The 13,576-nt window shown below is 42.6% G+C and carries 11 protein-coding genes; 4 read left to right on the forward strand and 7 right to left on the reverse strand.

The genetic code is table 11. The features are described 5' to 3' along the window. Positions 1-585 precede the first annotated feature (585 nt). The 5 genes from PI95_RS15915 to PI95_RS15935 all read right to left on the reverse strand — a co-directional run bounded on the left by PI95_RS15915 (position 586) and on the right by PI95_RS15935 (position 6,586). Positions 586-1,236, reverse strand: a complete 651-nt coding sequence (locus tag PI95_RS15915; protein WP_039754793.1) for a heterocyst differentiation related protein — start codon at positions 1,234-1,236, stop codon at positions 586-588. A 260-nt stretch (positions 1,237-1,496) separates the two neighbouring features. Next, positions 1,497-2,303 (reverse strand): tryptophan synthase subunit alpha, encoded by an 807-nt coding sequence (gene trpA, locus PI95_RS15920; protein ID WP_039754795.1) that lies wholly within the window; start codon positions 2,301-2,303, stop codon positions 1,497-1,499. 205 nt (positions 2,304-2,508) lie between these two features. Further along, positions 2,509-2,811 carry a DUF3007 family protein gene (locus PI95_RS15925; RefSeq protein WP_039754796.1) on the reverse strand — a complete coding sequence of 101 codons (303 nt, stop codon included), beginning with the start codon at positions 2,809-2,811 and terminating at the stop codon, positions 2,509-2,511. Between the two features lie 29 nt (positions 2,812-2,840). Then, positions 2,841-3,053 (reverse strand): NAD(P)H-quinone oxidoreductase subunit L, encoded by a 213-nt coding sequence (gene ndhL, locus PI95_RS15930; protein ID WP_039754797.1) that lies wholly within the window; start codon positions 3,051-3,053, stop codon positions 2,841-2,843. Between the two features lie 59 nt (positions 3,054-3,112). Next, positions 3,113-6,586, reverse strand: a complete 3,474-nt coding sequence (locus PI95_RS15935) for a GAF domain-containing protein (RefSeq protein ID WP_039754798.1) — start codon at positions 6,584-6,586, stop codon at positions 3,113-3,115. Positions 6,587-6,781: 195 nt separating this feature from the next. On the opposite strand from PI95_RS15935, the gene PI95_RS36845 reads away from it, so the two are divergent. Both PI95_RS36845 and PI95_RS15940 read left to right on the forward strand, forming a co-directional pair. Continuing rightward, a complete protein-coding gene (locus PI95_RS36845) occupies positions 6,782-6,910 on the forward strand; it encodes a hypothetical protein (protein ID WP_268896781.1) in 129 nt (42 codons plus the stop codon). A gap of 859 nt (positions 6,911-7,769) precedes the next feature. Beyond that, positions 7,770-9,224 carry a Sll1247 family protein gene (locus tag PI95_RS15940; RefSeq protein WP_063842472.1) on the forward strand — a complete coding sequence of 485 codons (1,455 nt, stop codon included), beginning with the start codon at positions 7,770-7,772 and terminating at the stop codon, positions 9,222-9,224. A gap of 73 nt (positions 9,225-9,297) precedes the next feature. Here PI95_RS15940 and PI95_RS15945 read toward each other — a convergent pair whose 3' ends face one another. Then, positions 9,298-10,221: a lysylphosphatidylglycerol synthase transmembrane domain-containing protein gene (locus PI95_RS15945; protein WP_039754799.1), complete on the reverse strand. Its 924-nt coding sequence runs from the start codon at positions 10,219-10,221 to the stop codon at positions 9,298-9,300. Between the two features lie 545 nt (positions 10,222-10,766). Between PI95_RS15945 and PI95_RS15950 the strand changes: the two genes are divergently transcribed. Together PI95_RS15950 and PI95_RS15955 are read left to right on the forward strand one after the other, a co-directional pair. Next, positions 10,767-11,327, forward strand: a complete 561-nt coding sequence (locus PI95_RS15950) for a DUF6658 family protein (RefSeq protein ID WP_039754800.1) — start codon at positions 10,767-10,769, stop codon at positions 11,325-11,327. 116 nt (positions 11,328-11,443) lie between these two features. Further along, complete coding sequence (locus PI95_RS15955) at positions 11,444-12,031, forward strand: hypothetical protein (protein WP_039754801.1); 588 nt, start codon at positions 11,444-11,446, stop codon at positions 12,029-12,031. A 79-nt stretch (positions 12,032-12,110) separates the two neighbouring features. Here the strand turns inward: PI95_RS15955 and larC are convergent, their stop codons facing one another. Then, positions 12,111-13,382 (reverse strand): nickel pincer cofactor biosynthesis protein LarC, encoded by a 1,272-nt coding sequence (larC, locus tag PI95_RS15960; protein WP_039754802.1) that lies wholly within the window; start codon positions 13,380-13,382, stop codon positions 12,111-12,113. Positions 13,383-13,576: the final 194 nt, after the last annotated feature.

Genomic DNA, 13,576 nt, shown 5'->3' on the forward strand with positions numbered 1-13,576 from the left:
TCGGGCATTTATGAGGGGTAAAGGGAAAGCGCTCCAAAGCAGGGTAAAGGGAAAAGGTGAAGAAGTATTTTTACTAATTTTAAATAACTCCGTCCCAATCATAGGCAGATGCTCCACTTGGGGAGCCACCCCGCCCTTGGGGGTTCCCAAGGCACGTTTTCGGGGGAAGCTTCCCCCGAAAAGCTGCCGCCCCGTTGTAGGGAGTGGCGTGAAACCCCAAGACCCAACTCTAGAGCCAGTCCCCCATCGATCGCTCGCTTACCGCGCCCGTCGGGGGCTGGGGAAGGTCCGCACTGCCTCCCCTTTCCCCTTTCCCCTTTTCCCCTCTTCAATTTCCCATTGCGATAGGGCCCATTGCGATAGGGCCCAATGCCCCTACTTATCTATACAAAGTTCCTATGGGTAATCATTTTCTCATAGACAAAATTTTACCCAATTCAAGTTAGGCGTAAAGAAATAATTTACATACAAAACTCCGAGGCGAGAATTTATTGGCTTTACCCTTTGATAATTCTCACCCTAGATGCCCGAAACTGAGCTGACCATAGGGTATTACTTTGTGCTGTGCTTACAACTGCTTCAACTTCAATGCATTTCGTCGTATTCTGTGGCTTCAACTCGTCTGGTTTCTACACGAGGGGGAAGAAACTCAGCCCGTCGTACAGGAGCCAGTGGCGGTGTTGGACCATTATAAGGATGAATTACTTGTACGGTACGGGTAGAACGCTGCCGTGGTGAGAACAAAGCCAACACACCAGCTACAACAACACCACCGCCAATCGTCAGCGTCATACCTGCCACTGCCCAAACTATCGGTGAAGACGACCAAGGAGTTTCAGTCTGCTGCTTCAATGCTGCTTGTTGAGCGGCTTGGTTATTGACGCTTAATTGAGCTTGGTTTTTATAATTTTCGACTTGATACTGAAGTTGGGGAATTTGCTGTTTGAGCTGATCGTTTTCTCGCTGTAACACGTCAAGCTGATTTTTCTGCCGTTCCATTTGTACGCGAAACTCTTCAGTACCGCTGGGATTGATCGGCGCTGGATTGGGGTATGGTTGCCCGTAAGCAGGATATTGTCCTGGCTGCATCACTTGCGGTGCGGCTACAGTGGCTGGAAAAGGCGGGGCAACAGCAATATTAGGTTGTAGGTTTGGAGTACCTGTCCCTTTGAGCAACACGAGCGCTGCTAGACCAGCTACAGCAACTCCGCCGATAAACGCCATACTTTCACTCATCGCCTGTCCCCCTGAAGTGCGACGTAATTATATCCATTTGTGACTTACTCACTCTCACACTCATTATTTATAACCTATTCAAGTTTACATAATACTCAAACTATAAGCCGACGTATCAGCTATTTTTTTTACAGCTTGATATTTGCTGTTAATATTCAAGAACATATCGGTTAAATTGTCTACTAAGTCAGGGCAAAAAAACTTTGCACTTTAAATTTTTTAATCTACTTTAGCGATTTGAGCAAGCCGGAGTATTTGTGCTACTTGTCAGAAGTTTCAAGGCTTTGCTTGAGGGTTTGACAAAACTCAGCGATCGCCTTTAATCCTTGTTCTGAGTTACCTTCTGCCAGACGTTTGACAAAAGCGCTACCAACAATTGCTGCATCAGCGCCCCACTCGCGCACCTGATGAGCTTGTTCTGGCTGGGAAATGCCAAAGCCAACACCGATAGGCTTGTCAGTAACACCACGTATTTCTTTAAGTAAATCTGACACTCTTGATTGAATTTGCGATCGCATTCCCGTCACGCCGGTGACGCTAACCAAATAAATAAATCCTTGAGAAGAACGAGCGATCGCTTCTATTCTTTCAGTTGAACTTGTGGGAGCAACCAATAAAGTAACATCAATTCCCATCTCAGAAGCAGGTTGCAACAAACCTTGAGCTTCTTCTAAAGGTAAGTCCGGAACTACCAATCCCGCCACACCAGCATCTACAATCTGAGTGAGAAACTTTTCAATTCCCCGGTACAAAATTGGGTTGTAATAATTAAATAGAATGATAGGCGATCGCAAACTTGGAATAGTTGCTTTCACCATTTCCAAAACAGAATCAAATTTCGTTCCTTTTTGTAAAGCGCGGGTAGCAGCAGCTTGAATTACTGGTCCATCCGCCAGAGGATCTGAATAAGGAACACCCAATTCAATTATGTCCGCTCCACTGCGATCCAGAACCTGCAACGCTTGGGCAGTTGTTTCTAAATTCGGATCGCCAGCAGTAATAAACGGAATCAGCGCACACTCGGAGTTACGCGAGAGATTTTCAAAGCAATCAGAAATCGCAGTCATTAGTTATTGGGCATTGGGCATTGGGCAAGGGGACGGAAAGACAAGGGGACAGGGGGGACAAGGGGGACAAGGGGGACAAGGGGGGCAGGGGGCAGCAGGCAGGGGACAGCAGGCAGGGGACAGCGGGCAGGAGGAGTTTGCCTCCTTGTCTCCCTTGTCTCCCTTGTCTTCCCCATCCCCCCCTCTCAAGAACTCTCCCCATCTCTTAAGAGTCCCTACTCTCTATATCGGCTTGAAGTTTTGCGAGTTCTTCGGGGGTGAGTTCGTCGAGTCGCTTTTGCAAAAAAGCTTTTTCGTATTCTTCCCGTTGCTGATGGTAGGTCATTTTTTGCCCAACCGCACGAAAAAGATAGGTTGCTACCCAGCCAATCAACCCACAGACTAGCAAGGCTTGGCTCCAAATCCCGGCTTTTTGGCTATCTAAGCCTACTAGCAGGAATAATACATAAGCCAAACCGCCAGCTACAAAAACGCCAAAGACAATTCCAACAGCGTCAATCCGTCGCATGAGATTTATGACCTACCAATCAAATATCGTTAAACTTCAATTTGTCGCCGTTTGGGTCGAAGATTCACAAAAGGTGACAAAAGCAACAAACCCGGTAAGAAAAAGAACACGAGAAAGTACATAAAACCGCGCTCAAAGGAGCTAGCCACATACCACCGCTGTGTGAGGTACACTAAGGCTGCTGCTGGTATGACTAATAGATAAGCTCCAGCCAAAATCAGATACAGTAGGGCTACAACCATAATTGTGTCTCTATATAGAGGTGCATCTGTTTTCCATCATAGGCTGAACGCCGATTAGTTTAACTTTTTTGAGACGACGAAAGTCTGGCAATTTTTTTTGCGGGTTGTTTTACAGGGATGTCGATCAAAAACTCAGCCCCTTCTTGTGGTTGGGACACACATTGTAATTTGCCTAGGTGCTTTTCGACAATTTGGTAACTAATTGAGAGTCCTAAACCTGTACCCTTACCCACCTCTTTTGTGGTGAAAAAGGGGTCAAATAGCTTCGCGTGTACTTCTTGGTTCATGCCGATTCCATTATCTTTGATGGAAATTTGTACCCAATCATTTTCTAAAAGCTGGGTTTTCATAGTAACGATCGGATGATATTTATCATTACCGGATTTACGAGACTGACGGCACGACTCTTCTAATGCGTCAATTGCATTGGAGAGTAGATTCATAAAAACTTGATTGAGTTGTCCGGCAAAACACTCTACCAGCGGTAACTCACCATACTGCTTGATCAACTCAATGCCTGAATGCAGTGAATTAGGCTTAAGACGATGCTGCAATATTAACAGAGTGCTATCAAGTCCCTCGTGGATATTAACGGGTTTTACCTCGGCTTGATCCAAACGAGAGAAATTTCTTAACGAAAGAACAATCTCCCGAATGCGTTCAGCACCTAATTCCAGCGAAGAAAATAGTTTAGGCAAATCTTCTGCGATGAACTCTAAATCTGCCACTATTGCTTGTTTTTTAATTTCTGGTTCGGGTTCGGGATAGTAGTGTTGATAGAGATTGAGCATTTCAATCAAGTTTTGCGTGTACTCATGAATATGAGCGAGATTGCCGTAGATAAAGTTGACAGGATTGTTAATTTCATGTGCCACCCCAGCAACTAATTGTCCTAAACTCGACATCTTTTCACTGTGAATTAAATGAGCTTGAGTCTGCCTTAAATCGTCGAGTGTTTGGGAAAGTTGTGTGGCTTGCTGCTGTGTGTGTTTGAGCAGTACTGCGTGTTCGAGGGCAACTCCTAACTGAGAGGCAATTTGGCTGACAAATTCAATTTCTAAGTCTTGCCATTCACGGGATTTTTCACATTGATTAATACACAATAAGCCCCATAGCTTATCTTGCTTAATCATGGGAACTACCAAGTTTGCCCTGACTCGGAAGCGAGACAGCATTGATATATAACAATCGTCTAGCTCAGAGTTATAAATATCACTAACTGCATGGATATGACCTTGACGGAATTTCTCGGTATACTTCTCACCTATGCAGCGATCGTATACTTTTGCGGTTAAGGTTGATGGCAAACCAGGGGCAACATCTTCAGCAATAACTTCGCCACCGTCATATTCAGAGTCGGAGTAGAAGCGAAAAACAACAACACGATCGCCATTGAGTACTCGGCGGAGTTCTTGCGTGGTGGTTTGAAAAATCTCGTTCAAGTCGAGCGATTCCCGAACTTTGGTAATCACACTCGCTAGGGTTTGCTGCTGTTCTGCCACATGAGCCAATTGTATAGATTGCGATCGCATTTGTTCTAGATATTCAGCTTGCTGCACTGCCACCCCTAGCTGAGTCGCAATTTGCGTGAAAAACTCTACTTCCAAAGCTTCCCAATGCCGACTGCTTGAGTGTTGATAAGCACTCAGTAAACCCCATAGCTCTTGCCCAACAAAAATCGGCGCAATCATAAACGCTTGCACATGAAATTGTTCGAGTAAATCAATGTGACATTGGCTAAATTCCATGCTGTACACATCATCGACCACAAACGGCTGATTATGGCGATAACGTCCCCCTTGGGTTTGTTGTAAGTGGGTGTCGTCCCATACCATGCCTACTCCAAGTTTGACGCTTCTGTGCCATCGGGGATTTGCAGATTCATAATCGCTGACAAATTCACCTCCCCAATCGTCATTAAAGCGATAAACTGCGACGCGATCGCTTTTGATTAGTTGACAAACTTCCTCAGTTGTGGTATAAAAAATATTTTCCACATCCAGCGATTGTCGCATTTTGGCTATGATCCCAGCCAAAGCTTGCTGCCGTTCAACAGAGCGCTGTAGCTCAATAGTTGAGCGTTGCAAGTCGGTGTTAGTTTGTTGCAGTTGGGCAGTGCGATCGCGTACTTGTTGCTCTAAATTTGTATTGAGAGTTTGTACCTGTTGGTAAAGTCGGTATTGTCTCACAGCAGTGGAAAAGCGCTCACCTAATGCTTGCGCCAGCTTGACTTCTGATTCTCCCCACTGTTGTGCTTGCCCAGTTTTCAATTCGCGCCACGCTTCAAACGACTGACGCGCCATCATTTGGCGAGAATCAGTAGAAAAACAGCCTGCCCAAATCGTTTCAATATCTACCTCATCTCGGAAGATAGTCAAGCAGCCAACGACGGTAGAACCATGCAGAAGCGGTACAATTAACAAGCCGCGAATTTGGGTTGCTTGGAAACAACAAGCGAGCGAGCGAAATAAAGGTTCTTTATAAACGTCGGCGATCGCCCACAAATTTGAGTCTGAAGTTAGTTCGTTAGGTGGGGCAGTCAAAGCATAAACGGCTCTCATCCAGTTTACCGACCAAGATTTAGCACTTGGCTGTTCTGGATTGCCGACGGGTAACATCGAGGCAGAATAAAGATATTTCTGCCACAATCGATGCTCCTCAATATGTCTACCTTGCCCGCCATCGAGTTGGGTAGGCTGCACCCCACAAATGTAGATTTCTGCGCTTTGCTCGTTATCTGGCAGCAAGTAGAGGCGTCCTCCAGAGCCTGCAAAGGCTGCCACAGTCTCTTCTAGGGCAGCTTCCAGCTGAACAATGGGAGTACTGTACAATTGCTGGGTAACTTGGTTAATAATGGCTTCTTGGCGGGCTTGCTGTCGCACTTGGTTGAGCAATATCGATTGAGAAATAGCGATCGCCACTTGATCGACTACAGACTGAATAAATAATAATTCCTGCTCTGTTACTACCCGTGGTTCTGAATGGTGAGACACCAACAGCCCCCATAATTGAGATGATTGCTGTAAAGAAGGTAAAGAATCTTTACCGGTTTCCTTGCTTTCTAGAACGATGGGCACTACAACCGAAGACTTTACACCCATTGCCGTTAAATATTCTACATGGCAAGGATCGACCGGGCGATAACGAATATCTTGCTGGTCTAACAATTCGCCTGTTTCTCGGCAATTAAGAAGACTGATACCGATTTCGTGTGTTGCCAAATTGACGATTGTTCGCTGGCGTGCCCGAACATACAATTCACGCGCATAGGGGGGAATGTCATCTGCGGGAAAATTCAGCCCTAGCAAAGGAGGTAAACGTCCTTCCTGAATTGATTCGGCAATTACTAATCCATGACTGTCAGGTTGAAACTGATAAATTTTTACGCGATCGGTGCCGAGAAACGAACGGACTTCGGCAACCGTCGCCGATAAAATTTCTTGAAGTTCTAAAGATTGCCGAATGCGATTTGCAATGCGGTGTAAAAAAATCTCTTGAGTAAGACCTACATGCTTAGTAAGCGAATCTCCCATATGTTCTACTCTTATTGAATATCTAAAAATTTTTTGGGTTTGGATATTTTACTATTTTTGTTATAAATTGTTATATAAAACAGTCGTAAAAACACGTATAGAGAAAATTTGAAATTAAACTATAGCTAATTTAAATTGCGTAGCTTTGGGATAAAATCGCGATCGCCTAAAATCTACCTATAAGCGTGAAAGCCTTTGTCTGATATAGGTTTGATGATTCGCTACTTCAAAGAGCGATCGTCTCCCACTTACTACTCTGACGGTAAGCCAGAAAAAAATTTTTTTAATTCAGTTGGACAAAAGACGCAATTGATGGTGGAATAGATGAGGAGGTATTTGCTGCCTCAATAAAATAAGCAAATCCCAAATAGCTGATGGGGGTGTGGCGGAATGGTAGACGCTACGGACTTAGCTAACTGAGCCTTGAAGGAGAAATCCCTCAAGTGACCGCTCTCAAACTCAGGGAAACCTAAATCTGGCAACAGACATGGCAATCCTGAGCCAAGCCCAGCGATTTTAGATTTTGCGAAAAGTTTGAGCGGAGGTTTCCTCCGATCAAAGCTTTTCAAGACAGATTTTAGATTTGTGATTGCTCTTGAATCCAAAATCCAAAATCCAAAATTTAAAATTCAGGGAAGGTGCAGAGACCCGACGGGAGCTACCCTAACGTCAAGTCGAGGGTAAAGGGAGAGTCCAATTCTCAAAGCCGAAAGGTAAAACCGATTAGGCAGTAGCGAAAGCTGCGGGAGAATGAAAATCCGTTGACCGTAAAAGGTCGTGTGGGTTCAAGTCCCTCCACCCCCATAAAAAAAGTCAAGATTCAAATAGGCTTGTTCTGCAAGCCTATTGTCGTTTTTATAGTTGCTGTAGTAGGCACTGAAGTGCCTAAAATAAGCGCTTAAGCGCTTACTACGAGCTTAAATTTACGTTTTTTGTGTGACACGCAGCTTTTGTCCTGTTACTAATTATGGCAATTGCAGGTACATCGTAATTTAAAACAATAATTAGTATAAATAAATACGTATATATATATATACATAAGAAATAAATGAATTTAATATTCTGTTTATCAAATTTATGTAAAAAGATTACTTAATCTTTGAATAACAGATTGATACTCTTGTTCGCCAAGGTTAAGCTGATAAGAATATAGTCGGCAAACTTTTTGGTCTTGAGAACTGCAATGACCGCAAATAAATTACAGAAAAGTCAAGGAAATAAGCATTTTGTTAAGTCTAACTCTAGACAGATAAATCTGCAAACTGCACAAGAGAGAACTTATAAGTTTTTAGTAGAAATTGTGCAAAAATGGTCGCCGGAAGACGTTTTAAAAGAATTTAAGCTTTTATTTATAGACTGTCTTGATTCAGTTGATTTAAATTCTGCGCCAAGTATATATGCAATGTTTTCTGAGAATAACGAACAAGAGTTTCGCCATACACTTAAGCGATGTTGCTACATTATAGTTAATAACTGGGATTCTCAGAGAAAACACAAATACATCAAAGAATTAGTGGAATTATTTGTTAATTACAAAATTCAGATATGGACTGCTGAATCTTGTTCAAATAAAATAAATATTTACCAAAAATGGTTAATAAATTTTGTTAACAGCAACGACTATGAAGAACTAAAATTATTTGCTCTTAGACATAAAGAACAAAACAAAGGTCATTGGACTAATCGCTACACAACATATTTATTAGTTGCTCAATCTTTTGATAAAAACAATCCAAAAGAGCAACAAGAAGCGGCTTTAAAGCGTTCCAAGCAGATGAAAGACAAATTTAAGTTTGAACTAGCGATGTATATTGCTCGTTCTCAGTCTGCTAAATCAAGCGAAACACGTTACATAAATCCCACTATTTTGGGAGATAATGTTTTGCATTTAATCAAGACAATTGTTTTAAAAAAAGGTGCATTTAGTCACGAAAATCTGGCGAATATATTTCTCAGACAGACTCAAAATCAAACTTTCAAAGACTTTAAAGACAGCTTACAAAAATATATGATTTTTTCTGTAGAACGCCAAGACTTTGTAGAAACGTTGAAACAGCAGTTGTCAGATAAAATATCGCCTTGGAAGAAAGAATATGATGAAAAACCTATTAGTAAAGAATTGTTATTGAGAACCTGTAACCGAGTGATTGATTGTCTAACAACAGAAAAGGGACGAGAACCTTCGCCATTATTCGTTTTATTGCTTTCTCAGGGTCATCCTTTAACATTGGTGGTTGTACTGCTAAAAGTAATTTTGATTTGTAAAAATGCCCGCAGTCATTTAGAAATTAGAATGGCTGATTTGATTGGTTATTACGATAACTATCCAGAAGAGGAATGCCAATGGGTTATTAATTTTATAGAAATTTTTAATATCACTTTTGCAATTTATGCCGAAAACGTTGAATATAACTTGATTAACATGAAACAAGATGAGCAAACCTCTCAACCAAAGGTGAATTTAGATGGCTATCGTGTGTTTTCTCAGTTAAAAGTAGATGCACTTCGGAGGGGGGATGGGGGGATGGGGGGACAAGGGGGACAAGGGAGACAAGGGGACAAGGGGAGCCAGCGCCGTGCGGAGGTTCCCTCCGTTGAGGCGCCTGGCGTGGACAAGGGGGACAAGGGTGATTTTTGACTTTTAACTTTTAATTCCTAACTCCTAATTCCTAACTCCTAACTCCTAACTCCTAACGATCGCACGATCGCACTTATGATTGAGTTTGACGTTCGTCGAGCCAAGCTAATGCAGCACCAGCGGTTTCAGCGACAATGCTAATCAGACGATAGAGAGCGATCGCACTAATGACTATAGCAGCCGGAAAGCGATTTTGTAATAAGGCGATCGCTGTGGCTTCAAATACACCCAAACCCCCAGGTGCCCCAGGAACAACAAACCCCACTAACCAAGCGAAACTAAAAGCACCGATTAATAAAGGAATTTGACTGAAATTCAACGGACCCAAAGCAAACATAGTTAATATAAACCCAGTGCTTCGCAATCCCAAAAAGCCGAGTTCTCCTAACAAAGGTCGCACCGGATAGCGTCTAATACTCACCCTAGGGTTTGACTCGGTAGTAGTATTAGACATTCTCCCCTTCAAGCGTTGCAAAAAGCTAATAGCCGGATTTAAAAATCGAGGATGAACTACACAAAGCACTCCCAGCAAAGTTAGCAGTTGGGCTATTTGCGCGAACAAGTTGACATTGCCTGCTGCAAATGTGCCACCAAGTGAGACAATGATAATTAAAGCAGCTGCTGCCATTAGTAACGGCTCTAGCAATACGCTCAAGGTGGCTGCGCTTGGTGAAACATTGGCATTTTTGGCGGCGACAATTCGCCCGTAGTGATGCCAGATATTACCTGGCAAATACTTGGCGATGTTTGTTTTCAGGTAAACTTGAATAAAATGGACAGGTTCTACAGGTTGATTTAAGTCTTGCAGAACCCAAGTCCATACCCAGCCTGCCCAAGTGTGTGCAAGCAAAGTTACGCCTGTGGCGATCGCTATAATTGCCCATCCAACTGCATCAATGCGGATGGCTGTCACCTCAAGCCAGTGATCCTTAAAAGCTCTGGCTAAAAAAAATAGCGTTCCCCCCAAAATTAGCCAGCGTAAAAATTGCTTCATCATTTTGGTAATTTAACTGATAAACTTTTTTATGGCTGAACACCTAAAATCTTATGGTAAATTAGCCAAATATACCCAACTTTTCTGAAAACGTGAAGTCTTAACAAGTTTTCATATCCTCATCATCATTAAATTTTTTCCTAAATTAAAAATCAGTGTTGGCATTCTCCTTCTTTCAAAACGGCGAACAACTACAAATTTTGTGTAATTTTATGTAAAGCCGCATCGAGAGTTTCCCATAGACTAATTAACTTCAATCTCAAGGCTGACATAAGTAAACATTAGTTGATAACTAAATATTCATACAAGAGAAAAGAAAAGTAAATTGGCACAAGCGAATACAAAGCTAATTATAGTAGCTTATATCTCTCTTAAGTTAGAGAACAATGACGTGAATGTAGTAGTCAAAATGTGACCTTCGCTAGAGGCAAAGGTTGCCTTTTTCACTCTAAGCTTGACAAGCGTTGATTAAATATTCATCAACTTAAAGGTAAACAAATCTGTTGACCGAAAAAAATTGGTTTGTTTCAAGTTGAAAGGAGGACTTCGTGAACGGTTTGAGAACTTTTTGGAAAAAATTACAACTACGCCAGATTGTAATAGTTTTTTTTGCTTCTTTTTTATTGTTAGTTAGCACTGCTTGTAGTGGGGCAAATGCTCAAGGTGCAAATCCCCAAAATCCGGCTGTGCAAGCTGGTGGGGCAAACAATCCTTATAAAAGTGGTGGGGACAAATACACAAACTACAATTTGTCCACAGACAATAAAGTTAATAACACCAAAGCCAATAAGGGCGATCAAGCTAGTATACAGCCAAGCGGACAACTATTGATTGCTACAAATGACGATTCAAGGATACTTTACCCAGGTGCAGAAACACCACAAGGTAGAGCTGAAAAAGAAGCCGAATTACCAATCATCACTGAAAAAGATTTTCGTCCTAAACAAGGTGGTTTGAATCAACGCATCCCAGATGTAGGAGATAGACTAAAACAGCGACTTGGCACTGTTCAAGAACAAGTTGGAGAAGCTTCAACCTTTTTGAAAGATAAGGCAGATGAAGCGGGTGCAAGACCTGAATTAAAACCAAATCCAGCACGCAGCAGATAAAACCCTTTTTTATCTGAAGTTTGAGATTGTGCAGAAATCCCAAATCTCAAACTTAAAATCATTCGGTTATCTTAGTTAAAGTTTAACTTATTCACACAAACACAAGGAGTAACAACATGAGCAAAGTAATTGCTTGGGTAAAAAACATTCGCCCAATCAAAATATTGACGGTTTTGTGTATGGGGGTTTTACTGATTGTTACACAAGCTTGTGGTCCGGTAACAGCAGGAGAACCAAAAGCAGGAGCTAATTCTGAATTATCCGTTCCCAAAGGTGATAAAGTTCTTAATCGCTACGAAGGTGGAATGAATAACTTCAGCGATACAGATCCCAGATCAAATGAAGGAAAAACCAAAACTGAAGCTCTCAAGGAAAATGCGGAACAAAACGTCATTGACCAAACAAGTACTGTGGGCGAAAACACCCGCCGTATCTTAGATAAAAAAGGTGAAAACGCAGCAGATTTCGGCAAGAATCTTCAGCAAAACACTGAGGGTACAAAAGATAAAACTGGCAATTCCGCTGATAATTTCGCCAAGGGAGTTCAGCGAGGAATTGAAAATATCAAAGACAACACTAAGAATGCTGTCGGTGACTTGACAAAAGGTGCTAAAGGTGCGGCTGATGATGCCAAGACAAATGTTCAGCGTACAGCTCAAGATGCAACCAGCGCTGTGAACAGAACAGTTAGAGAGGCTGATTAAATAAAGGTCTTCCGAACAGCTTTATCAACGGCGGTGGAACTGATTCCCGATTTCTTAAAGAAGTCGGGAATTTAACTTTTCACTTCTTCGATTGATCGGACTGGTATATATTATTTTTTGTATGCCAATTGTGTAATGCCGTCTGCTGAATTTCGCGCCAGGGAATATTATATTTTCGCGCTAATTCTGCACAATCTTCATATTCTGGTTGCACGTTTGCCCTAACTTCTTTCCCCATCCATGCAACTTTCACGCGCACTACACCATATTGAGTTTCTACTTGTTGAATTTCCCGCTGTAAAACGGCGCGTTGTTGGGTGGAGCGACGAATTCCTAAAGTGGTGGTTTCACGAAATAAAATGGCTTCACACTTAAGTAAATTTTCCGGATGGCAAATTACAGTTAGTAGAATCCCCGGACGAGATTTTTTCATGCCGATCGCCTGTGTAAATACATCCACAGCACCAGCGGCAAATAACGCTTCAAAAACATAACCGATCGCCTGCGGATTTAAATCATCAATTTGAGTTTCTAATATTGATATCGTTTCTATCAACCTATCATCAACAGTAGAAATTGTACTTTCACCCAGCCAAAGTTGTAAAATATTGGGAATCGGTAAATTCAACGAACCCGCTCCCAATCCAACTTGTTTGATTGTCATTGGGGGTGGGGCACCAAAATCAGCAGCTAAAGTAGTAGCGATCGCCGCTCCCGTCGGTGTCACCAATTCCTTGTCAATGCCGTTACTATAAACCGGACAACTCCGCATTTCCCACAACTTCAACACAGCCGGTACTGGTACTGCCATCAAACCGTGTGCAGCGCGAACTGTTCCCCCACCAGTCGGTAACGCCGAGCAGTATAGTAAGGGCATTCCTTTTTCATTGCTGTCAATGCCCAACCAATCTAACCCAAGACTTGTACCGACAATATCAGCGATCGCATCCACCGCACCCACTTCATGAAAATGAACTTTTTCCGGTGCAATACCATGCACCGCTCCTTCTGCCACCGCTAGCTGCCGGAATACCGCCAAACTCCAAGCTTCTGCTCTTGTTGGCAACTCTGCCTTGAGAATCATCTGCTCAATTTCTGGCAGATGGCGTCCGTGATGGTGATGGTGTTCATCCTCATGATGATGGTGGTGAGTTAAATCTACATGAACTTTAGTTGCCTGCTGACCGTTGCGATGAACAAATTCTGCTCTTAACTGATACTCATGCTCAATTCCCAACTTATTCAGTTTTTCAATTAAATATTCTTTGGGAACACCTAGACTTACCAACGCTCCCAGACACATATCACCAGAAATACCCGTCGGACATTGAATATAAGCGAATTTACTCATATTTTTTCCTGATAATTTAATTATTAGTCAACAGTCAAGAGTCAAGAGTCAAGAGTCAAAAGTCATTAGTCAATAGTCATTAGTCAAGAGTTATCCCCCTTGTCCACGCCAGACGCCTCAACGGAGGACACCTCCGCACAGCGCTGGCTCCCCTTGTCCACGCCAGACGCCTCAACGGAGGACACCTCCGCACA

It is taken from the genome of Hassallia byssoidea VB512170 (assembly GCF_000817785.2).
GTDB lineage: Bacteria > Cyanobacteriota > Cyanobacteriia > Cyanobacteriales > Nostocaceae > Hassallia > Hassallia carrinoi.

Excerpts from the sequence above, each read along its gene's own strand:
- PI95_RS15945 (WP_039754799.1), bottom strand. The coding sequence starts at position 10,221 with ATGATGAAGCAATTTTTACGCTGGCTAATTTTGGGGGGAACGCTATTT.
- ndhL (WP_039754797.1), bottom strand. The coding sequence starts at position 3,053 with ATGGTTGTAGCCCTACTGTATCTGATTTTGGCTGGAGCTTATCTATTA.
- PI95_RS15935 (WP_039754798.1), bottom strand. The coding sequence starts at position 6,586 with ATGGGAGATTCGCTTACTAAGCATGTAGGTCTTACTCAAGAGATTTTT.
- larC (WP_039754802.1), bottom strand. The coding sequence starts at position 13,382 with ATGAGTAAATTCGCTTATATTCAATGTCCGACGGGTATTTCTGGTGAT.
- PI95_RS15955 (WP_039754801.1), top strand. The coding sequence starts at position 11,444 with ATGAGCAAAGTAATTGCTTGGGTAAAAAACATTCGCCCAATCAAAATA.
- PI95_RS15940 (WP_063842472.1), top strand. The coding sequence starts at position 7,770 with ATGACCGCAAATAAATTACAGAAAAGTCAAGGAAATAAGCATTTTGTT.
- PI95_RS15925 (WP_039754796.1), bottom strand. The coding sequence starts at position 2,811 with ATGCGACGGATTGACGCTGTTGGAATTGTCTTTGGCGTTTTTGTAGCT.
- PI95_RS15915 (WP_039754793.1), bottom strand. The coding sequence starts at position 1,236 with ATGAGTGAAAGTATGGCGTTTATCGGCGGAGTTGCTGTAGCTGGTCTA.
- trpA (WP_039754795.1), bottom strand. The coding sequence starts at position 2,303 with ATGACTGCGATTTCTGATTGCTTTGAAAATCTCTCGCGTAACTCCGAG.